Source organism: Anaeromassilibacillus sp. An200, from assembly GCF_002160025.1.
Classification (GTDB): Bacteria; Bacillota; Clostridia; order Oscillospirales; family Acutalibacteraceae; genus Caccousia; species Caccousia stercoris.
Window position 1 is genome coordinate 128671 of the sequence record NZ_NFJU01000002.1, and the last position, 26555, is coordinate 155225.

At 60.9% G+C, this 26555-nt stretch carries 24 protein-coding genes; 16 read left to right on the top strand and 8 right to left on the bottom strand.

The genetic code is table 11. The annotated features are described in order from the left end of the window. Positions 1–71 precede the first annotated feature (71 nt). The 3 genes from asnA to fucO all read left to right on the top strand — a co-directional run bounded on the left by asnA (position 72) and on the right by fucO (position 3002). A complete protein-coding gene (asnA, locus tag B5F35_RS01730; RefSeq protein ID WP_087237458.1) occupies positions 72–1082 on the top strand; it encodes an aspartate--ammonia ligase in 1011 nt (336 codons plus the stop codon). A 43-nt stretch (positions 1083–1125) separates the two neighbouring features. Next, positions 1126–1728: a TetR family transcriptional regulator gene (locus B5F35_RS01735; RefSeq protein ID WP_087237459.1), complete on the top strand. Its 603-nt coding sequence runs from the start codon at positions 1126–1128 to the stop codon at positions 1726–1728. Positions 1729–1850: 122 nt separating this feature from the next. Further along, entirely contained in the window at positions 1851–3002 is a 1152-nt protein-coding gene (fucO, locus tag B5F35_RS01740) for a lactaldehyde reductase (RefSeq protein ID WP_087237461.1), read from the top strand. A 419-nt stretch (positions 3003–3421) separates the two neighbouring features. Here the strand turns inward: fucO and B5F35_RS01745 are convergent, their stop codons facing one another. From B5F35_RS01745 to B5F35_RS01755, 3 genes are read right to left on the bottom strand one after another with little or no spacing between them, the layout of a single operon-like run. Then, complete coding sequence (locus B5F35_RS01745; protein ID WP_087237463.1) at positions 3422–4759, bottom strand: hypothetical protein; 1338 nt, start codon at positions 4757–4759, stop codon at positions 3422–3424. Beyond that, positions 4756–5799: a tRNA 2-thiouridine(34) synthase MnmA gene (gene mnmA, locus B5F35_RS01750; RefSeq protein WP_524535721.1), complete on the bottom strand. Its 1044-nt coding sequence runs from the start codon at positions 5797–5799 to the stop codon at positions 4756–4758. The genes B5F35_RS01745 and mnmA overlap by 4 nt, the downstream gene beginning before the upstream one ends. Further along, positions 5796–6284, bottom strand: coding sequence for a hypothetical protein (locus B5F35_RS01755; RefSeq protein ID WP_087237467.1), 489 nt, complete (start codon positions 6282–6284; stop codon positions 5796–5798). Before B5F35_RS01755 ends, mnmA begins: the two co-directional genes overlap by 4 nt. A 258-nt stretch (positions 6285–6542) precedes the next feature. Between B5F35_RS01755 and B5F35_RS01760 the strand changes: the two genes are divergently transcribed. Both B5F35_RS01760 and asnB read left to right on the top strand, forming a co-directional pair. Then, on the top strand, positions 6543–7607 hold the full coding sequence (locus B5F35_RS01760) for a CpXC domain-containing protein (protein ID WP_087237469.1): 1065 nt from the start codon (positions 6543–6545) through the stop codon (positions 7605–7607). A 6-nt stretch (positions 7608–7613) separates the two neighbouring features. Further along, positions 7614–9446, top strand: coding sequence for an asparagine synthase (glutamine-hydrolyzing) (asnB, locus tag B5F35_RS01765; protein WP_087237471.1), 1833 nt, complete (start codon positions 7614–7616; stop codon positions 9444–9446). A gap of 563 nt (positions 9447–10009) precedes the next feature. On the opposite strand, the gene B5F35_RS01775 is transcribed toward asnB, so the two are convergent. Next, complete coding sequence (locus B5F35_RS01775) at positions 10010–11662, bottom strand: Na/Pi cotransporter family protein (RefSeq protein ID WP_087237475.1); 1653 nt, start codon at positions 11660–11662, stop codon at positions 10010–10012. A 318-nt stretch (positions 11663–11980) separates the two neighbouring features. Here B5F35_RS01775 and B5F35_RS01780 point away from each other — a divergent pair, with 318 nt between their 5' ends. Both B5F35_RS01780 and trxA read left to right on the top strand, forming a co-directional pair. After that, positions 11981–13507, top strand: a complete 1527-nt coding sequence (locus tag B5F35_RS01780; protein ID WP_087237477.1) for a glycoside hydrolase family 32 protein — start codon at positions 11981–11983, stop codon at positions 13505–13507. Between the two features lie 93 nt (positions 13508–13600). Then, positions 13601–13912 carry a thioredoxin gene (gene trxA, locus B5F35_RS01785; protein ID WP_087237479.1) on the top strand — a complete coding sequence of 104 codons (312 nt, stop codon included), beginning with the start codon at positions 13601–13603 and terminating at the stop codon, positions 13910–13912. A 94-nt stretch (positions 13913–14006) separates the two neighbouring features. Here the strand turns inward: trxA and B5F35_RS01790 are convergent, their stop codons facing one another. Genes B5F35_RS01790 through B5F35_RS01800 form a run of 3 tightly spaced genes read right to left on the bottom strand, consistent with a single transcriptional unit; the run spans position 14007 to position 17811 of the window. After that, complete coding sequence (locus B5F35_RS01790; RefSeq protein ID WP_087237481.1) at positions 14007–15260, bottom strand: ABC transporter permease; 1254 nt, start codon at positions 15258–15260, stop codon at positions 14007–14009. Further along, the gene (locus tag B5F35_RS01795) at positions 15257–15946 is read right to left on the bottom strand and encodes an ABC transporter ATP-binding protein (RefSeq protein ID WP_087237561.1); all 690 of its coding nucleotides are present in this window, start codon (positions 15944–15946) and stop codon (positions 15257–15259) included. The genes B5F35_RS01790 and B5F35_RS01795 overlap by 4 nt, the downstream gene beginning before the upstream one ends. Positions 15947–15975: 29 nt before the next feature. Continuing rightward, positions 15976–17811: an efflux RND transporter periplasmic adaptor subunit gene (locus tag B5F35_RS01800; protein WP_162611296.1), complete on the bottom strand. Its 1836-nt coding sequence runs from the start codon at positions 17809–17811 to the stop codon at positions 15976–15978. Positions 17812–18036: 225 nt separating this feature from the next. Between B5F35_RS01800 and B5F35_RS01805 the strand changes: the two genes are divergently transcribed. Both B5F35_RS01805 and B5F35_RS01810 read left to right on the top strand, forming a co-directional pair. Then, entirely contained in the window at positions 18037–18657 is a 621-nt protein-coding gene (locus tag B5F35_RS01805) for a potassium channel family protein (protein ID WP_162611297.1), read from the top strand. A 20-nt stretch (positions 18658–18677) separates the two neighbouring features. Beyond that, the gene (locus tag B5F35_RS01810; RefSeq protein WP_087237487.1) at positions 18678–19358 is read left to right on the top strand and encodes a potassium channel family protein; all 681 of its coding nucleotides are present in this window, start codon (positions 18678–18680) and stop codon (positions 19356–19358) included. Positions 19359–19718: 360 nt separating this feature from the next. On the opposite strand, the gene B5F35_RS01815 is transcribed toward B5F35_RS01810, so the two are convergent. Next, entirely contained in the window at positions 19719–19973 is a 255-nt protein-coding gene (locus B5F35_RS01815) for a helix-turn-helix domain-containing protein (RefSeq protein ID WP_087237488.1), read from the bottom strand. Between the two features lie 102 nt (positions 19974–20075). Here B5F35_RS01815 and B5F35_RS01820 point away from each other — a divergent pair, with 102 nt between their 5' ends. From B5F35_RS01820 to B5F35_RS01850, 7 genes are all read left to right on the top strand, one after another. Further along, positions 20076–20429 (top strand): DNA-processing protein DprA, encoded by a 354-nt coding sequence (locus B5F35_RS01820; RefSeq protein ID WP_087237490.1) that lies wholly within the window; start codon positions 20076–20078, stop codon positions 20427–20429. 62 nt (positions 20430–20491) lie between these two features. Continuing rightward, the gene (gene rfbF / locus B5F35_RS01825) at positions 20492–21271 is read left to right on the top strand and encodes a glucose-1-phosphate cytidylyltransferase (protein ID WP_524535722.1); all 780 of its coding nucleotides are present in this window, start codon (positions 20492–20494) and stop codon (positions 21269–21271) included. Further along, positions 21268–22212 carry a glycosyltransferase family 2 protein gene (locus tag B5F35_RS01830; RefSeq protein WP_087237492.1) on the top strand — a complete coding sequence of 315 codons (945 nt, stop codon included), beginning with the start codon at positions 21268–21270 and terminating at the stop codon, positions 22210–22212. The genes rfbF and B5F35_RS01830 overlap by 4 nt, the downstream gene beginning before the upstream one ends. A gap of 1 nt (position 22213) precedes the next feature. Next, positions 22214–23416, top strand: a complete 1203-nt coding sequence (locus B5F35_RS01835; protein ID WP_087237494.1) for a glycosyltransferase family 2 protein — start codon at positions 22214–22216, stop codon at positions 23414–23416. Beyond that, positions 23413–24237, top strand: coding sequence for a radical SAM protein (locus B5F35_RS01840; protein ID WP_087237496.1), 825 nt, complete (start codon positions 23413–23415; stop codon positions 24235–24237). The genes B5F35_RS01835 and B5F35_RS01840 overlap by 4 nt, the downstream gene beginning before the upstream one ends. Further along, a complete protein-coding gene (locus tag B5F35_RS01845) occupies positions 24231–25025 on the top strand; it encodes a radical SAM family protein (RefSeq protein WP_087237565.1) in 795 nt (264 codons plus the stop codon). The genes B5F35_RS01840 and B5F35_RS01845 overlap by 7 nt, the downstream gene beginning before the upstream one ends. Further along, positions 25022–26548 carry an aldo/keto reductase gene (locus tag B5F35_RS01850; RefSeq protein ID WP_162611298.1) on the top strand — a complete coding sequence of 509 codons (1527 nt, stop codon included), beginning with the start codon at positions 25022–25024 and terminating at the stop codon, positions 26546–26548. Before B5F35_RS01845 ends, B5F35_RS01850 begins: the two co-directional genes overlap by 4 nt. Positions 26549–26555: the final 7 nt, after the last annotated feature.

The window sequence follows — 26555 nt, forward strand, 5'->3', positions numbered from 1 at the left end:
TGGTTTCCTGCAAAAAGCGGGATTCCGCATAATTCTGCCCCGGCGCGCGCGGGGGCGAGGGAGTGATCGACATGAACCATGTTTGGATTCCGGAAGGGTACCGCTCCTGTCTCGGGCTGTACGACACGCAGAAGGCCATCGGCCTGATCAAGAACCTGTTTCAGCAGAAGCTGTGCCTTGCGCTGCATCTCAAGCGCGTCACTGCCCCGCTGTTCGTTGAGCCGTCCAGCGGCCTGAACGACGACCTTAACGGCGTGGAGCGCCCGGTGGCGTTCGACATTCCCGCCGTCGGCGGCGAGGGCGCGCAGGTCGTGCATTCGCTGGCCAAGTGGAAACGCATGGCCCTGTACCGCTACGATTTCCACCCCGGCAACGGCCTTCTGACAGACATGAACGCCATTCGCCGCGATGAGGTTCTTGACAACCTGCACTCGATCTACGTCGACCAGTGGGACTGGGAGAAGGTCATTCTTCCCGAGGATCGCAACGTGGATTATCTGAAGGAAACCGTCCGCAAAATTGCGGGTGTGATCTGCAACACACTCGAAGAGCTGCAATATTATTTCCCCCAGCTTCCCGGCGGGCTGTCCCGCGACATCACCTTTGTGACGACGCAGGAGCTGGAGGATCGCTGGCCGCATCTCTCCCCGAAGGAACGCGAGGACGCGCTGCTGGCCGAATGCCGCACCGCCTTCCTCATGCAGATCGGCGGACGCCTGCGCTCCGGTGAACGCCACGACGGACGCGCCCCGGACTACGACGACTGGACGCTCAACGGCGACCTGCTCTTCTGGGATGAGGTGCTGGATCGCTCCATTGAACTGTCCAGCATGGGCATCCGCGTGGACCCTGCGGCGATGGACCGCCAGCTTACGGAAGCGGGCTGCAACAGCCGCCGTTCCCTGACCTTCCATAAGATGCTGCTCGAAGGCAAGCTGCCGCTCACGATCGGCGGCGGCATCGGGCAGTCCCGTCTGTGCATGCTGCTGCTGCACAAGGCGCACATCGGCGAGGTGCAGGTTTCCGTGTGGGACGACGCTACCCTCGCCGCCTGCCGCGACGCGGGAATCGAGCTGCTGTAACCGGAACGCCCTTTCAGAAGGGCGAACATCAGGAGGAAACGCAATGGCACAAGAGCGCGGCGAAGCGATCCAATACAAGCTGGCGGATGCGGCGCGCCGCTGCATGCGCGATACCCCCGTGGACAGCCTGACCGTCAGCCGCATTGTCCGCGAGGCGGGTGTGGCGCGGCAGACGTTTTACCGCCATTTTGCGGATAAATACGATCTGATCAACTGGTATTTCGACAAGCTGCTTCTCGAATCCTTTGAGCACATGGGCAGCGGGCGCACCGTGCGCGAGGGATATGAACGCAAGTTTGCGTTTATCCGGCAGGAGCGCGTCTTTTTCCGCGCGGCCTTCCGCTCCAACGCGCAGAATTCCCTGCGCGACCATGATCTGGAGCTGATCCTCCGTTTCTTCACCGACCTGATCCGGAGCAAAACCGGGCAATCGCCGGACGAAAATATGGCGTTCCTTCTGGAAGCCTACTGCTGCGGAGCCATTGCGATGACGGTAAAATGGGTGCTCGGCGGGATGCCGGACAGTCCGGCCCTGCTCGCTTTCCGCATGGTGCAGGCGTTTCCCGCTCCGCTGGCGGAATTGTTCCGGCAGCATGGCCTGCTGGGGGAATCGGAGCAGCCACCCACAGAAGCTTCGGAAAAATAGACATTTCTTATCATCTGTCACTTTACTTTTTTGTCCCGTTTTTGTACCATGAAAGGGACAGAGGGCGTGCGTCCTGCTGGCGCACGCCCCTTTTTTATTTTTGACGAGGAGTGACAGAAATTATGGCAAACCGCATTATGCTCAATGAAACCTCCTACCACGGCGCCGGTGCGATCGCGGAGATCGTCACGGAAGCCAAGGCACGCGGCTTCTCGAAGGCCCTCATTTGCTCCGACCCGGATCTCATCAAGTTCGGCGTCACGGCCAAGGTCACAGATCTGCTGGACAAGGCCGGTCTGGCTTATGCCATTTACTCCGGCATCAAAGCCAACCCGACGATTGAAAACGTAAAAGACGGCGTGAAGGCGTTCCAGGACGCCGGAGCCGACTACATCATCGCCATCGGCGGCGGCTCCTCCATGGACACCTCCAAGGCGATCGGCATCATCATCAACAACCCCGAGTTTGCCGACGTGCGCAGCCTTGAGGGCGTGGCTCCCACGAAGAAGCCCTGCGTCCCGATCATCGCCGTGCCGACTACGGCCGGCACCGCCGCTGAGGTGACGATCAACTACGTCATCACCGACGTGGAGCGCAAGCGCAAGTTCGTCTGCGTTGACCCGCACGACATGCCCGTTGTGGCCATTGTCGATCCCGATATGATGTCCTCCATGCCCAAGGGCCTGACCGCCGCCACCGGCATGGACGCGCTGACCCACGCCATTGAGGGCTACATCACCAAGGGTGCCTGGGAGATGACGGACATGTTCCATCTCAAGGCTATCGAGATCATTTCCCGCTCCCTGCGCGGCGCGGTGGAGAACACCAAGGAAGGCCGCGAAGGCATGGCTCTCGCCCAGTATATCGCGGGCATGGGCTTCTCGAACGTTGGCCTTGGCATCGCGCACTCCATGGCGCACACCCTCGGCGCTGTTTACGACACGCCCCACGGCGTGGCCTGCGCCATGATGCTCCCCATCGTGATGGAGTATAACGCCGAATGCACCGGCGAGAAGTACCGCGAGATCGCGCGCGCCATGGGTGTTCCCGGTGTGGACGCGATGAGCCAGGCCGAGTACCGCAAGGCCGCTGTCGATGCCGTCGCGAAGCTCTCCGCCGACGTGGGCATCCCCGCCACCCTGCCCGCCCTCAAGGAAGAGGATCTCACCTTCCTCGCGGAATCCGCCTATGCCGACGCCTGCCGTCCCGGCAACCCGAAGGACACCAACGTCGAGGACCTCAAGTCCCTCTTCCTCCGCCTCAAGGCAGACTGAGTCTGCACGCAAGTCGCGCACGCCGCGTCCCGCGGCGAACCATAGCAAAACACATCGACCCCCTTGCGATCTCACGTCGCAAGGGGGTCTTGCTTTGCGGCCCGCGTTGTTCACACGGATTAACGCGGAAGGTTGGCTGCAATTTTCAGCTGGGGTGCTGATTGACGCGCACAGCTTCCCGCAAGCCCGTACCCCAACCCACGGAATCTCCCCAAATTATTCCCCACGCTAATTTGGGGAGATTCCCCCACCAGCCGCCCAGTCTTGCGCGTCAGCGCAAATTTGGCCGGCCGTGACGGGGGAAAGGGGGCGGTAAACGAACGTAGGAAACAAAGCGTGGGGTTCGAAGGGGCAAAGCCCCTCGCGGTTCTTTCCCCCATTTCTTGGCGTCAAGAAATGGGGGGCCATGCGGCCTGAGCTTATTCTACACGAAGCTGATTGAAGCAGGCATTAACGGCTGCTTCATACTCCTCCGACCACACGGGCGGTTCAAACTGCGTGTAGGTCACTCGGCCTATCGTATCACCATAAAAAAATGAACGTATCGTATAGACATAACCATAATCAGACTGCACACTGACCTGCATATATAAAATCCCGTCCTGCGTCTCGTCAATGGTCATTTGGGGAACATCACCCTCATTTGATCCGACCAATCTCCCGATCGCATCCAGCGCCTCATCCTTGTCAAAGCTCTCGAACCGGCTGTCCGTGCTCCACTCGATGCTGTAAGCATATGTATTGCCACCGGAACCAAACAGTTCCCGATAGGATTCCTCCTCATATAACTCCATATCAGACGGCATTGGGATCGCGAGATCCGTGTCCGGGATAGCGGCCACACTCCACTCCAAAGGCTTTTCCTCTGCCGCTGATTCCTCCGGCAGCGGCTCCTCCGCTTCCTCCACGCCCCATTCGGGCGCCACCGTGTCACCGGGATCCGGTTCGGGAGCTTCGGACACCACGCTGATCTCCTCCGGCCACAGCTCGGAGGACTCGGATTCCTTCTGGTATGAGGAAATGCTGAACGTCAGCAGCATCACGCTTCCCAGTGCACACAGAATGAAAAACAGGAACAGCATGGTCCCACCCAGCGTGCGCGGGGCCTTCGCGGAAAACACCACATCGCTCGGGATGCCGGCAGTCGCGGCTTTCAGCCGGTGATAGGAAAGCACACCCACAAGCCCCAGCGCGGAAAATATCAGAAGCGGGGCCACAAAGCAGGCGGTCCCTCCTCCAATCCCCCAGAACCCGGAGGTAAACAGCAGGAGGATGGCTATCACCATAGCCGCAATCGCCCCGGCGCGGTTTCGTTTCAGATAGGCAAATGCCAGCACAAACAGCACCAGCGCCGCACCGGACGGCACGGCGGAATACAGCCACACAAGCTCCTTAAAACTCCAGAAATAGACCTCGCGTATTTCCGGCAGCAGAAACAGTGCTCCCAGCGCCAGAAACAGCAGCGCATAGCACGCAAGGCCGACAGCCCCCAGATTCGACAGGCGGCGCGCCGTGCGGAACTGGCTCACCAGCTCCGCCTGCGTGGAAGCCTGTTTTGTGGCGGGGCCGCTCCTCTGCCGCACATTGGGAGGCGGGATCTCATAAGCCTGCTTCGTCTCTTTTTTTGTGGATCGTTTGTTTTCCTGTCGGTTCACCCATTGGGACCCGGCAGAGGATGTTTTTTCTTCTTCCGTTTGATTCAAGGGCCTGTCCGGCAGCTCCCATGGTTCGAGATCCCGGTTGCTGTTCCAGCTCATGGGGTATCCTCCTTTATGTCACTGTCAATAAAGCCGCCGCCCAGCACCAGCGCGCCGTCGTAAAACACAGCGGACTGGCCCGGCGTCACGGAGCGCTGCGGCTCGTCAAAACGCACGGCGGCACGCCCGCCGGGAAGCGGCGTCACTTCGCACGGCGCGGCGGGGGCATGGTACCGGATTTTCGCGCGGCAGCGGATCGGCCCGGCGGGCGCGTCAAACGGGATCCAGTTCACCCCGGAAACTGTCAGATCCGCGCGGTACTGGCTGCCCTCTTCCCCCAGCACCACACGGTTGCGGGCAGCATCGAGCGCGGTGACGTACATCGGCTTTCCAAACGATCCCAGCCCCTTGCGCTGGCCCACGGTATACCGCGCCAGCCCCTGATGGCGGCCCAGCACGTTCCCCGCGGCGTCGACAAAATCGCCCGGCGTGAACGGCTCGTTTGCGTACCGCGCCAGAAACGCGGCATAATCGCCGTCCGGCACAAAGCAGATATCCTGGCTGTCCGGCTTCGACGCCACGGCAAGCCCCGCCTCGCGCGCGACCTCGCGCACCTGCTCCTTTTCGAGCGAGCCGATCGGAAACACAATCCGCGCGAGCTGCTCCTGCGAAAGCGCGTACAGCATATAGGACTGATCCTTTTTTGACGCCACAGCCTCAAGCAGAAAGCGCCCGTTTTCCTCGCGGATCTTCGCGTAATGCCCGGTTGCCACACCGTCGAAGCCATTGTCGAGCGCATAGCGGAGCATGGCGCCGAATTTCACGGCGCGGTTGCACAGCACACAGGGATTCGGTGTGCGCCCCGCGCGGTATTCGGCGGCAAACACGTCCATCACCTCGCGGCGGAATGTGTCCCGCAGCTCCACCGTGCGGTGCGGGATCCCCAGAACAGCGGCCGCACGGGCGGCGTCCCCTGCGCCGTCCGCGTTTCCCTCAAGCAGAAGGGTCGCGCCCTCCACTTCATAGCCCTGCCGCCGCAGGAAAACAGCGGCGGCGGCGCTGTCCACGCCGCCACTCATACCGAGAAGGATCCGCTTCACAGCCAGATCCCACTGTCGTCCGCCGCCGCTTCCTCGTCCGGATCGTCCGGCAAAACGACAAAGCGTCTGCGTCCCGTAAAGAAATCCGAGAGAACGCCCGGGGCAGGCTCCTCATGCTCCTGGGGAGCACAGTCCCTCTGTGGATCGCAGCAGGGGCAGGAATTGCAGCTTTCACCGCAGCCGTCGCAGGGATCGTCCTGCGGCTCCGCCTGCGAGGCAATCTCCTCCATCTTCTCAAAGGCGCGGCGCATCCGCGCTGTGCTCTCCTCCACCGAGCGGCACAGGCGCTCCGTCTCCTCGTTCTGCGGATCGCGCAGATTCTCAAAATAGTATTTGCCCAGCGCCACATAGGCACGTGCCGTGTTTTCGCGCTCATTGCGGATCACAATGCGCAGGCGATTGATCACGGACGCACGGTGATTCTTCTCCACCACGGAATCTATGACTCTGGCAATCCCGTTTCCCAGGTTCTCCAAAAAACTCATCTGAAAACTCCTCCTTTTCGGGGTTCTTTTTTTCATTATATCGCATTCCAGACCGGAATAACAGTATTATTTGTGTAATCTTTTTTTCCATACCTTTTTTCTTTTCCCGTGATATTTCCCGCCGTGCTCTCCATACTAAAAACCGGAAGTATTCCTTTTTAAATTCTGGTATGCTATAATAGGAGCAGTTATGCCGCCGGGCGGAAAGCTCCGCCGCGGGCGCAACCAGGGAGATTTGAAAGAGGTATCTATATAACTATGTCGACAGAGATTAAAAAGGAAGTGAAATGCCCCGGCTGCGGCGCGATGTCGCAGGCGAGAATGTGGTCCGGAATCAACGCGGAGGTCAACCCGAACCTTCGCCTGAGCGTGCTGGAGGAATCCCTTTTTGACTGGACCTGTCCGCACTGCGGGTATCAGGCGATGCTCGCTTACCCATGCCTGTACCACGACAAAAGCCGGCGCTTCATGATCTACATTCTGCCCGGAGAGCCGGATCCCAAAAAAGCCGCCGGTATTTCGGCGCAGTTTCCGCAGCTGCGCGGCGTGCGCAAGCGTGTCACGGGCTCGCTGGCCACGCTCAAGGAAAAAATCCTTCTCTTTGAGGACGGGCTGGATGACCGCGCCGCCGAGCTGGTCAAGCTTCTTCTGGCTCTGGTGCTGGCAAACAGCACGGGCAAGCGCGTGGAACAGGGCTTTTACTGCACCTGCGACGAGGAAAAGGATCGCATCGGCTTTTCCTTCTTTGTGGAAGGCGAGGAGGAGCCGGTGCGCCGCATGACCTCTTTTGCCGCATACCGGCAGGCGCTTGCCATCGCGGAATCCATACTTCCGCCCGACGGCGACGATTTCCTTCTCGTCAACGAAACCTTTGCGCGCGCTCTGCTGTACCGCTATCGCCACGGCGGCGAAATGCCCGAGCCCGCCCAGCCGCAGGCAGAGCAGCAGGCCCCGGCGGCGCCCGCTCCGCAAACCACCCCGCCGGAACCGGAAAAGGAGCAGCAGACAGCTCCGGCCGCCGAACCGGAACCGTCCGAACCGGAGCAGCCCGAGACGCCGGAACAGACGGAAACATCCCCGGCAGAAACTGCCCAGCCAGCGGATGAAGCCGTCCCGCAGTCTCAGCCCCGGACGGAGCAGATCCTCGGGCCAGCCGCCGATCCGGTCGCGAAGCCGGTGGCCGAATGGGTAGCCAAACCGGTCGCGGAAACCATCGCGGAAGCAATTGACGAACCGGAGGACACGCAGGAAACCCCAGTGGATTTTTCAATACTCGAAACACCAACCGGCGAGGAACCGCCTGAAAATAAGATGGGAGAGTAACAGCCAATGTGCGGAGTTTGTGGTTTTACAGGAGAGATCGTGGACAGAGACGCTGCCTTGCGCCGCATGACGGATGTGATCACGCACCGCGGCCCGGACAGCAGCGGCTTTCACCTCGGCCCCGGAATCGCGATGGGGTTCCGCCGTCTGAGTATCATTGACGTGGGCGAGGGCGGCGATCAGCCGATCTACAACGAGGACAAAACCCTCGTGCTCACCTTCAACGGCGAGATTTACAATTACCAGAGCCTGCGCGCGGAGCTTCTGAAAAAAGGCCATGTGTTCACGACGAAAACCGATTCCGAGGTGCTGGTGCACGGCTTTGAGGAGTGGGGTCCCGATCTGCTCCCCCGCCTGCGCGGCATGTTCGGCTTTGCGATCTGGAACACAAAGGACGAGAGCCTGTTCCTCGCGCGTGACTATTTCGGCATCAAGCCGCTGCACTACTGCGTGCAGGACGGCCATTTCCTCTATGGCTCCGAGATCAAAAGCCTGCTCGAATTCCCGGGCTTTCACAAGGAATTCAACGAGCGCGCGCTCGACAGCTATATTTCCTTTGAATATGTCGTCCCGCCCGAGACCTTTTTCAAAGGCGTGTACGCCCTCCTGCCGTCGCATTACCTGTGGTACCGCAACGGCAAGGTGGAAACGCACCGGTACTGGGAGCCGAAATTCCAGCCTGACGAGAGCATGACGGAGGAGGAAGCCGTCTCCGCCATCGAGAAGGTGTTTGAGGAATCCGTGGCGGCACACAAGATCAGCGACGTGGAGGTGGGCTGTTTCCTCTCCTCCGGCGTGGATTCCAGCTATGTCTCGACCTATTTCAAGGGCCAGAAAACCTTCACCGTGGGCTTTGACTACGGCGATCGCTACAACGAGATTGATTTCGCCAAAAATCTGAGTGAAAAAATCGGGCTGGAACACCATTACAAGGTGATCTCCGCCGACGAATACTGGGACGCCGTTCCGAAGGTGCAGTACCACATGGATCAGCCGCTCGCGGACGCTTCCTGCGTCGCGCTGTATTTCGTCTCGAAGATCGCGAGCGAGTACGTCAAGGTTGTGCTCTCCGGCGAGGGCGCGGACGAGCTGTTCGGCGGGTACAACATCTATCACGAGCCGGACGATCTGGCAGGCTATCAGCGGCTCCCGCTGTTTTTGCGCCGCACGGCGGCGGCCGTGGCAAAGGCGCTGCCCTTCTCCTTCCGGGGAAAAAGCTTCCTCATCCGCGGCGCGCTCCCGATCGAGGAAAACTTCATCGGCAACTGCTCCATGTTCACCATGGACGAAAAGCGCCGCCTGCTGCGCGACGGCCTGCCGTGCACCCGTCCGCAGACGCTCACCAAGCCGATCTACGAGCGTGTGCAGGGTCTCGATGACGTGACCAAGATGCAGTATCTCGACATCAACGTGTGGCTGGTGGGCGATATTCTTCTCAAAGCCGACCGCATGAGCATGGCCAACTCTCTCGAGCTGCGCGTCCCCTTCCTGGACAAGGAGGTGTTCGCCGTCGCCTCGCGCCTGCCGCGCCGCCTGCGCGTCAACAAGGAGAACACCAAGTATGCCATGCGCAAGGCCGCCATGCGCCATCTGCCGCAGGCCACGGCGCAGAAAAAGAAGCTTGGATTCCCCGTGCCCACGCGCGTCTGGCTGCGCGAGGAAAAATATTACCGCATTGTGCGCGAAGCCTTCGAGAGCGAGACGGCCCGCAAATTCTTCAACACCTCCGCGCTTGTTGCCCTGCTCGACGACCACTATCACGGCAAGCACGACAACAACCGCAAAATCTGGACCATCTACGTCTTCCTTGTCTGGTACAACCTCTACTTCGCAGGCTGAGCCCAAGGCTGAGCCTTGAAGCAAGTCGCGCAAGCGGCGGGCTTGCCCGCCGCCCGGTTCGCAGAAACACGCCGACCCCTCTGCGATCTCACGCCGCAGAGGGGTCTTGCTGTGCGGCCCGCGGCCCAGCCACGGAGCGGTGCGGGAGGTGGGCTGTGATTTTCAGCGTGGTGCTAATTGACACGCTTCAGCGGCCCGGTGCTATCCGCAAACCCGCGTAGAGCCGTTCCCCCACCCACGGAATCTTCCAAAATTATTTCCCACGCTAATTTTGGGAGATTCCCCTCACCAGCCGGCCAGTCTTGCGCGTCAGCGCAAATTTGGCCGGCCGTGACGGGGGAGAGGGGGCGCAAGCCTAACGTAGAAAACAAAGCGCGGGGTTCGAAGGGGCCAGGCCCCTCGCGGTTCTTTCCCCCATTTCTTGACGGCAAGAAATGGGGGGCCTCCGCGGCCTGAGCGGAAAAGAAGCACTCCGCCGCAGGCGGAGCATAAGGCGGAAACAAAAAAACACAGCCGGTTGGCTGTGTTTTTTCAATGTGCGCATCATTTGCCCAATATTTCATTTATACGCTGGCACTGACAGCGGCGGCGCGCTGCTCGGCAATATTCAGCACATGGTCGCCGATACGCTCAAAGTCGGTGAGCAGCTCGCTGAAGATGATGCCGCCCTCGTCGGAGCATGTGCCCCGGCGCATGCGATCCAGCTGGCTGTCGCGGAATTCGCTCGTCATATCGTCGATCTTCTGCTCAAAGGAAGCGGCGCGTTCCAGCCAGCGGTCGACGTCGACGCCCGGCTCGGACTCCAGCACGTCAATCGCTTCCAGGCAGACATTCTGCATCTTGAGCAGCTCGGCCCGGGCATCCTCCGAAAAGCGGATATTCTTTCTCTTGAGAAGCTGGGTGTATTCGCAGATATTGATGGCATGGTCGCCGATGCGCTCAATGTTGCCGGAAATCAGATAATACGCACTGACGGCGGCGGAATCCTTCTCGTTCGTCTCATTCACGATAACATCCGAAATGTACCGGCAGATCTCCTTGTTCAGGAAATCAATATATTCTTCCGTTTCCTCGGCCTGTTCCAGGCGGCGGGGATCCACGGCCAAAACAGCCTCAAAAGCGAGATCCACATTCTGACGCGCCATGCCAAGCATGCGGCTGATCTCCTGCCGGAGCTGGTTGACATACATGGCGGAGAAGCCGATCGGGTGCTCCTGGCGTGTGAGTGCCGGGCCGGGCACCAGATAGGCCAGGTGCATGCCTTCCTTCTCGTTCTCATTGCGATCCGGCAGGACGCGCATGGCAACCTTGACCAGCATGGTGCCGAACGGCAGAAGGATCAGCGTGGTGACAACATTAAACAGCGTGTGCATGTTGGCGATCTGGGAATCCGGGCTTCCGGGGGTAAAGGAGGCTAAGAGATCCGTCAAAGGAGTCGTCATGCAGACGATCGTAAACAGCACAGTGCCGAACAGGTTGAACATCAGGTGAATGATGGTCGTGCGCTTCGCGTTGCGGGAGGTACCGAAGGAAGCCAGCACTGCCGTGATGCAGGTGCCGATGTTCTGGCCGAACAGGACGTATACCGCCGAATCCAGCCCGACAATCCCGCCGACCGCCATCGCCTGCAAAATGCCGACGGAAGCCGAGGACGACTGGATGACAGCCGTGAACAGCGCGCCCGCCAGAATACCCACAAGCGGGTTCGAGAAGGTGCTCACCATCTCCACAAAGGCAGGCCACTCGCGCAGCGGCTCCATGGACGAGCTCATCATCTCCATGCCGATGAACAGCACGCCGAGTCCCGCGAGAATGTTGCCGTAGTGGTGAATCTGGGGTTTCTTGAAGAATACGACCATCGCCACGCCCACAAACGCAAAAAGCGGGGCCAGCTGGCCGATATCAAGCGCAATCAGCTGACCGGTGATCGTGGTGCCGATATTCGCGCCCATGATGATCCACACTGCCTGCCGCAGCGTCATCATACCGGAGTTGACAAAGCCGACGACCATGACGGTCGTGGCGGAGGAGGACTGAATGGCGGCAGTGATGCCCGCGCCGACCAGCACTCCGAGAAAACGATTTGCCGTGAGTTTTTCCAGGATCCGCTTCATCCGGTTGCCGGCCGCAGCCTCAAGACCGGAGCTCATCATCTGCATGCCGTACAGGAACAGCGCCAGACCGCCGAGGAGCCCAAGGACAATGCTCACATCCACAATATTCCCTCCGTTTTTCCGGCGGCCCCGCAGATTTCACCTCTTTCCCGCCTCCGTCCCGGCGCGGGCTGCGCTCCGCCTTTACCTTATCTTTACACATTCTTTTCTTACTCATTTAGTATATCCAATTTCAAAAGAAAGCGTCAACGGACTTTACGAGAACTTTACAAATACTTTTCCCCCCTTTGACAATTTGCGACGCATGCCGCGCCGTTTCGCCCGCCCAAAATCGCATTGACGCGGCGTGTGAGCACTGCTATACTGGAAAAGGGCCGTTTCCCGGAACCCTTTCCGGACGGCCAAAGGAGGAATCTTTCCATGCTGACCCTTTCCATTTCGCAGAATTATCTGCTGATCCCCGTGAAGCTGGGAGCGGAAAAGCAGCTTCTCACCCTCTTTTCCTCACAGGACAGGGAAAAGAAGCTTTATGAGTTTGAAGTTCCCTTCCCGCGCGGCGGGGAAACACCGGACTGGTTCGCCGCCATCCCGATGCGCCGCCACCGGGGCGAGACGCTGCTGCTGTGCGCCCCCATCCCCGACGAGGAGCTTTCGGCTGTGCGTCAGGCGGATCACCGCCCGGAACCCGTGTCCGGCCGCCCGCTGATCCACTTTGCTCCCGAGCACGGCTGGATGAACGATCCCAACGGCCTGGTCCGGCTGGCCGACGGCACAGCGCGCCTGTATTACCAGTATTCCCCCTTCGGCATCGAGTGGGGGATGATGCACTGGGGCTCCGCCAAAAGCCGCGATCTTCTGCACTGGGAGGCGGGAGATATCGCGCTTTTCCCGGATGAAGCCGGCACCATGTTCTCCGGGTGCGGCTGGCGCGACGCGGAAAACGCCGCCGGGTTCGGCCCGGACGCGCTGCTGTTCTACTACACCAGTGCGGGCGGCACCGAGGCTCCCTGGTCGCGCGACGGCGTGTTCACCCAGCGGCTGGCCGTGAGCACGGACGGCGGGGAAACGCTCAAAAAGCAGCCCGGCCTGCTCCTGCCGAATCTGGCCCACGCGAACCGCGATCCCAAGGTGTTTTATCATGCGCCGTCGGGAGCGTACTGCATGGCGCTGTATCTTTCGGAGAACAATTTTGCCCTCTTCCGCTCGCCGGATCTGATCCACTGGGAGCAGACGCAGTTCCTCACCCTGCCCGAGATGTGGGAATGTCCCGATCTGTTCCCGCTCTTCGTGGACGGGGAGGAAAAATGGGTGTTCTGGAGCGCGGACGGCTACTATGCCGTAGGCTCCTTTGACGGATGGCGCTTCACCCCCGAGCAGCCGGTACGCATGGCTTACGGCAACCGGATTCCCTACGCGGCGCAGACCTTCCCGCGCGAGGAAGGGCGCGTGCTCTCCGTCGCGTGGCTGCGCCTGCCGAACGCCGGACGCTGCTACACAGGCGTGATGGCTCTCCCCGCCGAACTGGGCCTTGTGCGCGACGGCGTGGGCTGGGCTCTGCGCCTGCACCCCTGCCGGGAGCTGTTCTCCGCCCTGCGCGAGCAGCCCGAAGGGGAGGCACCGGACGCGCCGTGGCTCCTGCGCTCCACCATCCCGGCGGACGCGGGCCGCGCGCGGCTCTCGTTCCCCGGCGGGGAGATTGTTATGGACATGGACGCGGGTACGGGACACTTCGGAGAAACCGATCTGGCCTTCCCGCCAAAACAGCCGCTCTCCCTCTTTCTGCTGGCCGACCGCGCCGTTTTTGAGCTGACGCTGGCAGATGGGGCCTTCTGGGCGCCGGAGCAGAACCTCTCCTCCACGCTTGCCGGAAAACCGGAGCTGACCGCCGGAAACGGCGCGCCGATTCCCTTCACGCTCTGTGTGGTGGAATCATCTGCCGCACTGTGAGTTTATCACGGAACTTTTTTAAAAAAACGGCTATACTAACAGCACAATCCAAAAACACCCCGACACAACAACAACGCAGGAGGTAACGATACAATGGCAGTCATCACTTTGACAAAAGATAATTTTCAGGCGGAGGTTCTTTCCTCCAATGTTCCGGTACTTGTGGACTTCTGGGCTTCCTGGTGCGGCCCGTGCCGCATGGTCTCCCCGATCGTCGATGAGGTTGCGGAGGAGTCCGACGGCAGCTACAAGGTCGGCAAGGTGAACGTCGACGAGCAGCCCGAGCTGGCCGCCCAGTACGGCGTTATGAGCATCCCGACACTCCTTGTGGTCGAGAACGGCAAGATCAAAACCTCGTCCGTGGGCGCCCGTCCGAAGAACGCGATTCTCGACATGCTTCGCTGATAACAACTGTTCCCTGAAAGAGCTTTCCCATATAAGGAAAAAGGCCCGCACAGAACCAGTTTTCCGGTTCCATGCGGGCCTTTTCCATTCTGTTTTATTCGTACCGCAGCGCCTCAATCGGATCCAGCTTTGCGGCCTTGTTCGCCGGGTAATAGCCGAAGAATACGCCGATCAGCATCGAGAACGTCACGGCCACCACAATCGCCGTGATGGAAGGCGGCGCGGGCTGTTCCAGCAGCATCCCGCCGAGCGCGCCCAGTCCTGCTCCCACAAGAATTCCCAGCGCGCCGCCGATGATGCAGATGATCGTCGACTCCACAATGAACTGCATGCGGATTGCGCTGTCCCGCGCGCCGAGCGCCTTGCGGATGCCGATCTCGCGCGTGCGCTCCGTGACGGACACCAGCATAATATTCATCACCCCGATGCCGCCGACGAGCAGCGAGATCCCCGCGATGACGGCAATCGCGATCGAAAGCGTGCTCATCATCGAGTTGACCTGATCGAGCATGGAATCCATGCTCTGCGTCATACACTGCATATTCGGATTGTCGGCATAATACCGCTCGTTGAAAAAGTCCTGCGTGCGCACGGAGAAATCGCGGTAATCCACACCCTCCTTCGCCGCCACGGTGAATTGCAGGTAACCGGAGGGGTAATAGTCCTTATACTCATACGCCGCCGTCAGCGGTACATACGCCTCGGTGGCCAGCCCCGTGCCGAACATCATCATGCTCTCCTGCTGCTCGGGCGAGTCGTACACCCCCACAATGCGCAGCGTCTCCATGCCGTTCGGCAGCTCCACGCGCAGATCCTTTCCCACCGCCGTTTCGTTTGGGAACAGATCGTTCGCCAGCTTTTCGGAGATGACGATCACGCTTCCGCCGCGCGCCACATCCTGATCCGTGATGAAGCGCCCCTGAAGCATGTCAATCGTGCCGGTGCTGCTGGCCAGCTCAAAGCCCGCGTTTACGCCGGTGACGTTCACCTGATAGGAACGGTAGCGCTTTGTCACGGTGCCGCTGCCCACAGACTCACTCAGCGAGATTGCCTCGATCTCCGAAGCAAACCGCTCCTGGTAGACCTCCAGCATTTCCTCGGTGAACATATCCTCCTGCGTATAAACCGCGCCTGCGGTGAAATCCTTTGGATAGACCATGACGGACACCTTGTTGACGCCGATGCCGGAGAGCGTCCCGCTCACGGCTCCTGTCATCGCGTCGCCCACGCTCATGATCGCGATAACCGACCCGATGCCGATGATGATACCGAGCATCGTGAGCAGGGAGCGCATCTTGTTGCTGACAAGGCCCGCGAGAGCCTGCCGCACGCTTTCCATGAAATTCACGGCTGCACCATCCCCTTTCCGGCCCGCTCCCCGACGATGTTCCCGTCGCGCAGGGTGAGGATCCGCTCCGTCTCCTCGGCCAGCTCGTTGTTGTGGGTGATGAGGACGATCGTTTTCCCCTGCTCCCGGTGGAGACGGTGGAAAATATCCATCACCAGCCGTCCGGTGGAGGAATCGAGCGCGCCCGTCGGCTCGTCCGCGAGGATGATGGCCGGGTCGTTCGCCATGGCGCGGGCGATGGCCACACGCTGCTTCTGGCCGCCGGACAGCTCGTTGGGGCGGTGCTTCGCGCGATCGCCCATGCCCACCAGCTCCAGAAGCTCCATGGCCCGGCGGGAGCGCACGGCACGCGGCACGCCCGCGTACATCATCGGCAGCTCCACGTTGCCGAGCGCCGTGGAGCGCGGGATCAGGTTAAAGGTCTGGAATACAAAGCCAATCTTCTCGTTGCGGATCTCGGACAGGCGGTTGCTGCTCATTTCCGTCATAGGCACGCCGTCGAGCGTATATTCCCCCGCCGTCTGGTGATCGAGCGCGCCGATGATATTCATGAGCGTCGATTTGCCCGAACCGGACGCGCCGACGATCGACACAAACTCACCCTCGCGGATCGTCAGGTTAATCCCGTGCAGGATTTCCAGCTCATTCGGCGTGCCGAGATAAAAGGATTTCACGATCCCGCGCATCTCGATGACGGGCTCTCCCCTCGCCGCGCTCACAGTCCGGCCCCCATCATCTGATCCATCAGCTCGCCGGAGGCTGTCCCCTCACTTGCACCGTCCCCAAACAAGGGCACAATCCGCTGCCCCGGCACAGCGCCGTCGGCGTTCGAGAGAATCACCGTCCCGGCGGTCAATCCCTCGCCGGACACCTCGACGGTGAGATCGCTTTCCAGCCCCAACGTTACGGGGATCTCCTGCACAAGGTATGTACCGTCTCCCTGATCCACGGCGGCATACACCACGTCCTCCCCGCTGACGCTCACGCCGAGCGCTTCATACGGCACGGCGAGCACGTCTTTTCTTTCCTCCACCACAATATCTGTCTTCGCGGACATGCCGATCCGCAGAGGGGTGTCCGTCCCGTCCACCGACACCGTGGCGGCATACTCCACGTTCCCGCTGCCTGTGGACCCGGACGATGCCACGGTGGTGGCCGCCGGAGCGATCGACGTCAGCTCCCCGGAAAAGCTCTGGTCCTCGAGTGCGTCGGCCCGCACCCCGGCCTTCATGCCTTCCCCGACGATCCCCACATCGTATTCCTTGATCGAAATATCAACCTCCAGACGCGATGTGTCCTCGATGACAAAGAGCACACCTGCGGGCGTGCCGCCCTCGGAGACATTCACCGCCGTGACGGTGCCGGAGACCGGAGCGGTCACGGTGCAGTCGAGGATCTGATCCTCGAGCGACTGGATTTCCAGCTCCTGCACGCGCGTATCGGAGGACGCGCGGTTCGCGTTCAGCGCGGCGCGCTGATCCTCCAGGCCCTGGCGCACGCTGGTCTCGGCGGCCTGCTGGCTCACCAGGGCGTTGTCGTAAGCAATCTGCGCTTCCTCCAGCGCCGTGGAATACTGGGCAAGCTGATCATCAACCGCGGCCTGCGCCAGTTCCAGCGACTTCTGCGCGGAGTCGCGGCTGGTGCAGGCGTCCTCATACGCCTCGCGGATGGAAAGCAGCGACTGTCCGCCGTAGGCGGTCGAGCTGTCCGTCTCATAGCTTTGCAGATCCGACAAAGCAAAATCATAGCTCTGCTGAATCCCCTGAAGCTCTATTTTCGCAAGCTCCAGCTTCGTTTTCAGCTCCTGATTCTGCGGATCCTTCGCAAGCTGATCCGTCAGCGAATTGACCGTGTTCTGGGCCGCGTCGCGCTCCTTTTTCAGGTTGCTCGCGCTCAGGCGCAGCTCGCGGTAGGTATCTCCCACCTCCTGCTTGGCCTTATCGTATGTCTCCTGTGCGCGCTGGACGCGCAGGTTTGCCTGCTCCAGCGCTTCCTCAGCCTGCACCAGCTGGCTGTTCATGCCGTCGTCAATGTCGGCACGGGCGCTGTCGTAATCCGACTTCGCCTTTTCCAGCGCACGCAGGGCGCTTTCCGTCGCGGAGCGGGCGGTGTTGACGGTGCTGTTCAGGCCGTTGTCCAGATTATTCACCGCGTCCTGATACTGCTTCTCACTCGCGGAAATGCTCTGCGCCGAACTGTTTTGCGAGACGGAAAGCGAAACCTTCTGCTTTTCCAGCGATTCCTCCAGCGTCTCACTATCAAGCTGGCATAAAATCGCGCCCGCTTCCACATAATCGCCCACCTCGACGTGAAGATCTTTCACCACACAGCCGTTCACATTGGTATACACGTTCGTTGTGGAAGCACTTTTCACGGTGCCGGAGGCCGTCACGGTACTTTGCAGTGTGGTGGGTTCCAGCGTCAGGCACGAAACCGAAACAGGCACCGTGCTTTTTCGCGCCGCGGAGATCGCCTGTAATCCCGCCAGGCAAATCGCCAGCACCAGCACGCACGAAATCACCGCCACAGTCCCTTTTTTCTTTTTTTTCATATTCCCCATTCCTCTTTTCCAGCCGCAGGATACGGCAAACAATTACAGATCATTCTTTATTATAAATGCCGGTTTTCCAAAAAGTATGAACCATTTGCGAACAGACACGGAAAAACTCCTGTCAAAACCGCTGTTCCGCTCCTTGTATTGCACGGATCAATGTGCTATAATGCGATTAATATTCTCCAGACGGCGACAAGCCGCCCGGATCGGAGGAGGATTTGTGTGAACGTTTTGGTCATCGGCAGCGGCCGCCTGGGACGTTACCTGGCGAACATGCTGGACCGGGAAGGACATGACGTTGCAATCATCGACGAGAACGCCGACAACTTCCGGCAGCTCGACAAGGATTTCAGCGGCATCACGGTGGAGGGCGTCCCCATGGACATGGAGGTGCTCAAGGAAGCCGGGATCGAAAGCTGCGACGCTGTTGCCGCCGCCACGCCGGACGACAATCTGAATATCACCGTTTCCCAGATCTCGCGCGAGTTCTTCGGTGTGAAGAATGTCGTTGCCCGTATCAGCGACCCGGCGCGCGAACAGGTGTTCAAAAAGCTCGGCCTCAAGAGCATCTGCCACACGAAATGGGCGGGCGAGGCCATGTTCAACGCACTGGTGCGCCCATGGGATGACCGCCACCTGACCATTGAAACGGCCACAATGGGCTTTAGAAGCTATCTGGTGGAAAAGCGCGACTGGAACTGCACCGTGGACGAGATTCCCCAGAAACCGGAGGAAGTCCCCTTCGCCATCATCCACCGGGACGGCTCCACTGAATTCTGCTATCATCATCTCACCCTCCTCACAGAGGGCGACAAGGTCATCTTTTCCCGCATTGAGGACTGAGAGAGGAAGGAAAACCGATTATGAGGATCGTTATCACGGGCGGCGGAAAGCTGGGCGCGCATCTGGCGGAAAACATGCTGGAGAGCAAGCACACCGTCCACCTGATTGAGCGGGATAAATACCGCTGCCGCCGTCTGGCAAACAAGCTGGACGCGGAAATCATCTGCGGTGACGGCACCGAGCTGGAAACGCTCATGGACGCGGAAACGGAGGACACCGACTGCTTCATCGCCGTGACCGGCAGCGATCAGGACAACCTGGTTGCCTGCCAGCTGGCCAAAAAGCAGTTCCGTGCCAAGAAGGTCATCGCCCGCGTCAACAATCCGCGCAACTCCGAGGCCATGCGCGCCTTCGGCGCGGACATTGCCGTGAGCAGCACGGAGGTCATCACCAACCTGATTGAGCAGGAGGTGGACGTGGCGGAGCTGCACCTGCTCGCCACGCTGAACAAGGGCCGCGCCGGGATCTGCGCCATCACGCTGCCGGACGACACCGCCCTGCGCCGCCGCACGCTCAACGAAATCTCCCTTCCCGAAGGGACGCTGATCATCTCGATCGTGCGCAACGACACGCTGATCATCCCGAACGGCTCGACCACCATGGAACCGCGCGACGAGGTTGTGGCGGTATGCACCGCCGGATCGCAGAAGGAGCTTCTGCGGATTCTTTCCGGACGCTCACCGCGAGCGGGGAAGGATTAAGGAAAGCAGCAGCTGACCAAGAGCAAACATGAAGTTTTCGCTCAAGCCTTTTTCAAAAGGGCGCCGTGTGCCGGTGGCACACAAACAAGGCGCCGACCGGAGCGGGAGCGGAGACTTTGCAGGGTTTGGGGGCGCGGTGCGCCAGTGGCGCACGAATTAGCGCCGACCGAGCCGGCAGGCGAGACCCAGAGCCCCAACAATTCCGCGCGAAGCCCAAGAAAGGCAGGAAAAAGAGCAAAGCGATTTTTTCCGGACGTCTTTCTCCGGGACAATTTCCCGCACAAACAATGCAAAAACCGGGACCATTTTGAGTGCCTATCGCTCAAAACGGTCCCGGTTTATTTTTTCAAAATTCTTTGTCTATTGATTTTCCTTATCCCGGCCGAAAAGCGTGTCCAGCGGCACGTCCAACACTCTGGAAATTGCGTCAATCTCAATGTCTGTCACAGCGCGCCGCCCCGTCTCAATGCGGGAAATCGAACCCCGGCAGGTGTACACCGCCAGCAGCTCCAGCCGATCGGAGAGCTGCTTCTGGCTCAGCCCCGCGCGCTTTCGCGCTTCGCGGATCTGCGGGCCGATGATATTCAGCTTTTCCGAGTCCAGAATCCGTTTCATTGCTGCACCTCTGGATATTTTCCACTTTTTTCTCTTTGCAGTTTAGTGTATAATGGAAAACAGTAATTTATGTCCTATGAGTAGGACAACGAGGTGAGAATTATGCGGATTGCAGTCATTGGTTCCAGAAACCTTACCGTTTCAGATTTAGGAAAATATCTTCCTGACACGGTAACGGAAATTGTTTCTGGTGGCGCAAAAGGAATTGATTTATGCGCAAAAGAATATGCCCTTGCACACAACATTACACTGAAAGAATTTTTGCCAGATTACAAAAAATACGGCCGAAGCGCACCTCTGCATCGTAATCTCGAAATCATCCAATATGCAGATATGGTGATCGCTTTTTGGGACGGAACTTCACACGGCACAAAATATGTTATCCAAGAATGCAAAAAAATGCAGAAGCCGCTTCGTCTTTTTCTCTGGAAGGCTCCCGACTTTTCGAATGAATGATTTCCCCCCCGCATAAGCATGAAAGAAAACATGCAAAAGCGGGGGGATCTCCTTTGAAGGTGATGATATTGGCGGGCGGCTTCGGGACGCGGATCGGAGAGGAAAGCCGCCTGCGTCCCAAGCCGATGATTGAGGTCGGCGGCGAACCGGTGCTGTGGCACCTGATGCGCTATTTTTCCGCCTACGGGCATCGGGAATTTATCGTGTGCTGCGGGTATCTCGGCCATGTGATCAAGGAATATTTCCTGCACTACCGAATGCACCGATCGAGCGTGACCTTTGACTTTGCCCGCGAGGGGGAAATGACGCTGCACGGCTGCGCGGCGGAGCCGTGGCGTGTGACACTGGCTGAAACCGGTACCGGCACGCTCACGGGAAGCCGTGTGCGCAAGGCTGCCGCGTTCACGGACGGCGAGCCGTTTTTCCTCACCTACGGGGACGGGCTCGCGGACGTGGATTTAAACGCCCTGCTCGCTTTCCACCGCCTGTCCGGAGCGGAAGTGACGCTCACAGCGGTACAGCCGGGCGGGCGCTTCGGCGCGCTCGAGATCGACGACAACCGCCGCGTGCGCGCCTTCCGCGAAAAAGCCCCGGAGGACGGCGGCTGGATCAACGGCGGTTTTCTCGTGGTGGAGCCGGAATTTCTGCGCCGCATCCCGGAGGGGGACGACTGCTCGCTCGAGCGCGGGCCGCTCACGGAGCTGAGCCGCGAGGGAAAGCTGGCCGCTTACCTGCACCGCGGCTTCTGGCACTGCATGGACACGCAGAGGGATCGGGAATCGCTCGAACGGCTGTGGCAGAGCGGCGCGGCCCCGTGGAGCATCGGGAGGGACGGACTATGAAAGCAAGCGTCATTGTTCTCACCTGTGACCGCGAGCACTGGATCGGGCGGTCAATTCGCAGCATCCTGCGGCAGGATTTCCCGGATTTTGAATTGATTGTGGTGGACAACGGCTCACGCGACGCTTCCGGACTGATCGCTGCCGAATACGCGCGCCGGGATCCGCGCGTGCGCGTCCTGCGCCGGGAACGGGGTACGATCAGCGCTGGGCGCAACGCCGGTCTGGACGCGGCGCGCGGCGAATGGATCGCCTTTTTTGACGACGATGATACCGCCGAGCCGGATTTTCTCTCGTTCCTCGTCGCCCTCGCGGAGGAAACGGGCGCGGACGCCGCCGCGTGCGGCTCGTGGAAGGAAGTCGACGGCAGGCGTCTGCCGAATTTCATCGAGGATCGCCGCCTGCTTTTGACGCCGGAACAGGCCGTGCTGGAGCTTCTTCTGCGCCGCCGCTGCAATGCCGCCACGCCGACCAAGCTGTTTCGCCGCTCGCTCTTTTCGGAGCACCGCTTTCCCGAGCGCGCACGGTATGACGATATTGCCGTGGTGTACCGGCTCTTCGCGTCCGCGCGCCGCGTTGCCTTCCATAACCTGCCGAAATACTGCTTCACGCGCCACGGGGGAAACTCCTCGGCCTTCACGACAAACGATCGGCTTTTGTCCCCCGCCCAGCTGCGGGAATATTTCACGGCGTTTCACGAGCGCACACGCTGGCTCTCCGACCGTCTGCCGCGCCTTTCCGCGTTCGCGCGGTACGCGGAATACTCTTACTATCTCTCGATGTTCGCCAAGCTGACGCGCACCCATCTGCCGGACTGCGAATCGGAACGCCTCTGGCTGGCGGACACCCTGCGGGAAGCGCTGCCGTGGCTCGAGCCGTGCCCGTGGCTTCAGGACTTCGAGCGGGCGCGGCTGTGCCTGCTTCCCCGGAAAGGAGGGCGGTGACATGGCAAGAACCGCTTTTCTCACGCGGGCATACAACGCCGCCCCGTTTCTCCCGGAGGCCGTGGAGAGCGTGCTGCACCAGACGGACGGCGACTTTGTGTATTTCCTCTGCGACAACGGCTCCACGGACGGCACGGGCTCGCTGGTGCGCTCCTTCGCCGCGCGCGACCCCCGCATTGTGCCGATCCCATGGGAGAAAAACTCCCCGCTGGAAAGTATGAACCTGCTTCTACAGCGAGTATACGAAAGCGGATGCGAATACTTTGCCGTGCTGGACGCGGACGATCTTTACGAGCCGGAATTTCTGCGCACAGGGATCGCGCGGCTGGAAGAAACCGGCGCGGATCTCTTTTTCTGCGGCTCCCGCTTTTTCTCGCAGGACGGCCCGCGCGGGCAGCGCGCCCTCCCGGAGCCGGTGACAATCGACCGGGCGGAGTTCGGCGCGCGGTTCCCGCCGCTGCACACACACCTGCGCGCGTACTGGGCAAAGCTGTTCCGGCTTTCGGTGCTGCTCCATCCGCCGCTTTTCGTGGACAACAGCCTGTTTTACGGGAGCGACACGGTGTTTCTGCTGGACGCCTTCGCCCGCTGCCGCCGCGTGACCGGCACGCCGGAACTGCTGCACCGCTACCGATTGCATGGTTCCTCAGACTCACACCGCCTGCTGCCCGGCCGTTTTGAGGACGACAAGCGTCAGCACGCGCGCACTGTCGCGGTCCTGCGGGAAAACGGCTGGCTGACGGACGAAAACCGCCTGTTTCTGGCCCGTGTGTTTCTCAACGCCTGCGCCGACACCGCTTTTTTAGCTATGCATCAGAGGGAACTTTCCACGCGCGCGGCTGTGCTGGGAGAGGTCTTTTCCTCACCGGAGCTGCGCGCGGCCTGGGAGCGTCTGCTCCGGGAAGCGCCGCAGGCCCCGGAGCATGACCGGATCCGTTCCACCGCGCAGGCCAGCTTTGTCTCCCTGCGCGCGCCGCTGGTTCCCGGGCCGGGCGAGGAACCGCCGCCGGACAAGGACGCTCTGCGCGCCGCTCTCGTTCTGCGGGACGCCGCGCCCTACTGCGAAAGCCGCCTGCATCACGCCGAAGCGCTTCTGCTGCTCTCCGTCTACGCCCGCCGCGCGGGAGACGACCGGGTTTCCCGCCTGGCCGCGCGCGAACTGGCCGAGAGCGGCGATCTGCCGGATAAGGAGGGATTGTTTTGACCACCGCGAAAATTCTGGAATTCTTTTTGACCACCCGCTGCACGCTCAACTGTAAAATGTGCCTGTGCGCCATCCCGTACCAGCCCGTCAAGCGCGACACGCCCAAGGAGGAATTGTTCCGCCACTTCGCGCTCGCGTTCCCGCTGTACGACGAAATCGGCCGTGTGGAGCTGATCGGGGGCGAACCGATGCTGCACCCGGACTTGCCGGAAATCGTGCTCGAGCTTCTCAAATACCGCGACAAATTCAAAAAGATCCGCATCACTACAAACGGGACGATTGTTCCCTCCCCGGCGCTGATCGACGCTGTGCATCAGGCACAGGCCGCGGGGCTGGAATTTGATTTTCTCGTGGACGATTACGGCCCCCTGTCCCACAAGCTTTCGGAAATCCGGGACGTTCTCGCCCGCGAACACATCGATTGCCGCGTGGACTGCTACACCGGGGACGACCAGCGCGGCAACGGCTGGCTGTGCTACGGCGACTTCACCCTGCGCGAACACGAGACGGAGCAGCAGCTGTGGGAAAAATTCTCCCACTGCCTTTGCCCGAAGCTGCAATTCCACGACACGCACGACGGCGTGATCTATAGCTGCGTTTACGCGATGACGGGCGTATTGCTCGGGAAATTTTCGCTGCGGGACGGGGAATTCGTGGATCTCAAGGATTCCTCGAAATCCGACGCGGAGAAAAAGCGGATCCTCGAAACCTTCCTGAAGCATCCGACCGAGGCCTGCCGCTACTGCGACAGCTTCCGCGAGGATTCCCCGCGCTTTCCCGCCGCCGAGCAGCTTCCGCGAGGGGAGGGATCCGCATGCTGACGCTCCGCCGCCTGGCCGTCATCCCGACGCTGCGGTGCACGCTCCGCTGCCGCCTGTGCTGCAACAGCGTCCCGCTCTACGTCGACCCGCCTTTCCTGCCGGAGCGCGAGGTCGCTTCCGACATTCACGCCGCCTTTTCCCTTGTGGATCGGATCGAGTGGATCCAGCTCGTGGGCGGTGAAATCTTCCTGTACCCTAAGCTTGCGTATCTGATCGACGCGATCCGCGAGCACCGCGCCCAGTTTGACCGCCTGATTCTCATGACAAACGGCACACTCCTGCCGCCGCCCGGCGTGCTCGACGCACTGGTTGCCCTCGGCCCGGACTGCGAGGTGCAGATCAGCGACTATGGCCCACTCTCCCGGCGCGTGCGCGAACTGGAAATGCTTCTGGCCGCCCACGGGATCCCCTCGCAGACCAAGGTGTTTTACGGCGATATGCAGCATTACGGCGGCTGGGTCGACAACACCAGCTACGACGACCGCCACTGGTCCAATGAGCAGATCGAGGACATTTTCGGAAACTGCTGGCAGATCAAAATGCGCAATTACCACATGTACCAGGGCAAACTGCACGCATGCATCCGTTCCCTGTTCGGGCTGGATCTCGGCAAGATCCCCGTGCCGCCGGAGGAGTATGTGGACGTGCGCGATCTCTCGCAGAGCCGGGAGGAAAAGCGGGCCGCGCTCGCGCGGCTGGCGGATCGCCCGCTGACGGCCTGCCGGTACTGCGGCGGCTTCGACACGCTCCGCGCCGAGCGGTTCCCGGCGGCGGAGCAGCTTCCATGATTGCACAGCGCCCGCTCGGGCAGACGGGGATTTCCCTCTCCGTGCTCGGCGCGGGGACGACGCGCTTTCTCTCCGCCGACCTGCGCGACAGCGAGGGGCTGGACCGCTGCGCGGCCCTGCTGGCCCGGGCGGTGCGGTATGGGGTGAACTACATCGACAACGCATTCAGCTACGCCGAGGGGCACAGCGAGGAGATTGTGGCGCGGCTTCTGCGTCTCGTTCCTCGGGAGAGCGTGCACCTTGCCGTCAAATCGAACTCCGGCTCCGACCCCACGGCGGACGATGTGCTCCGGCGCGTGGAGAGCGGTCTGCGCCGCACCGGTGCGGAATATTTCGATTTTCTCTACCTGTGGAGTGTACTGGACGCGGAGCAGCTTGCTTTTCTCCTGCGCCCCAGCGGGCCGTATGAAGGCGCGCTGGAAGCGAAAAAACGGGGCTGGGTGCGCCATCTGCTGGTTTCCAGCCACGCCCCCGCGCGCGACGCGGCGCAGATTGTGGACTGCGGCGCGTTTGAGGGGATTCTGCTCTCTTACAATCTGATGAGCCGCGCGGAGACGGGGCCTGTCATCGACCGGGCGGCGGCGCGCGGAATGGGCGTGCTCATCATGAACCCGCTGGGCGGCGGTATTCTCCCGCAAAATGAAACGCTCTTTTCCGGGGCTCGTCTGCCGGGGGACGCCTCCACGGCGGAAGCGGCGCTGCGCTTTGCGGCAAGCCGCGCCGGGGTGACGTGCGTGCTCGCGGGGCTTGCTGGCACGCGGGATCTCGATCAGGCGATCCACGCCTTCGACGGCTGGGAACCGGACGACGCGGAGCGAAACGCGCGCGAAAAAGCCGCATCGAGTGCCGCGTCCCTTCCGGGACTCTGCACAGGATGCGGCTACTGCCGTCCGGTCTGTCCGCTCGGGCTTCCCATTCCCGAGTGGATACAGTCGTATCATCAAAAGCTTCTGCGCCTGCCGCGCGAGCTGTACGGGCTGACGGAGCCGGAGGAGATCGAACGCGCCGCCGTGCTTGGGCGGCTGATTCAGGGGTTCTCTCTCCTTCCCGCGTCCGGGGAAAGCCCGTGCATCGGGTGCGGCAAATGCGCGTCGGTGTGCACGCAGCACCTGCCGATCCCGCAGCGGATCGCGGAGCTGTACACCATGATCCGCACAGCGCACGCCAGCGAAGCGGATCGCCGGGAACGCCTTTCCACCCTTCTGCGCGGACACGGCTTCCGGCGCGTCGCGTTCTGGCCCGCCTCGGGCACAACGTCCTTTGTTCTGCGGGAATACCGGCGGTTCTTCGGGGAACCGGACTTTGAGCCGCTGTTTTTCGACTCCTCGCCCGCCGCCGGAACGCTTGACGGCCAGCCCGTTTACGGCCCTGCCGACCTCACCCGCCTGCGGCCCGACTGCGTGCTTGTGGCAAGCTTCCGGTTCCGCAAGGTCATCCGCGAAGCGGTGGAACCGCTCCTGCGCCCGCTGGGAATCCCGCTGCTGTGTCTGCATCAGGACGGCGACGCACCGTGGGTGTTTTAGGCTTTGG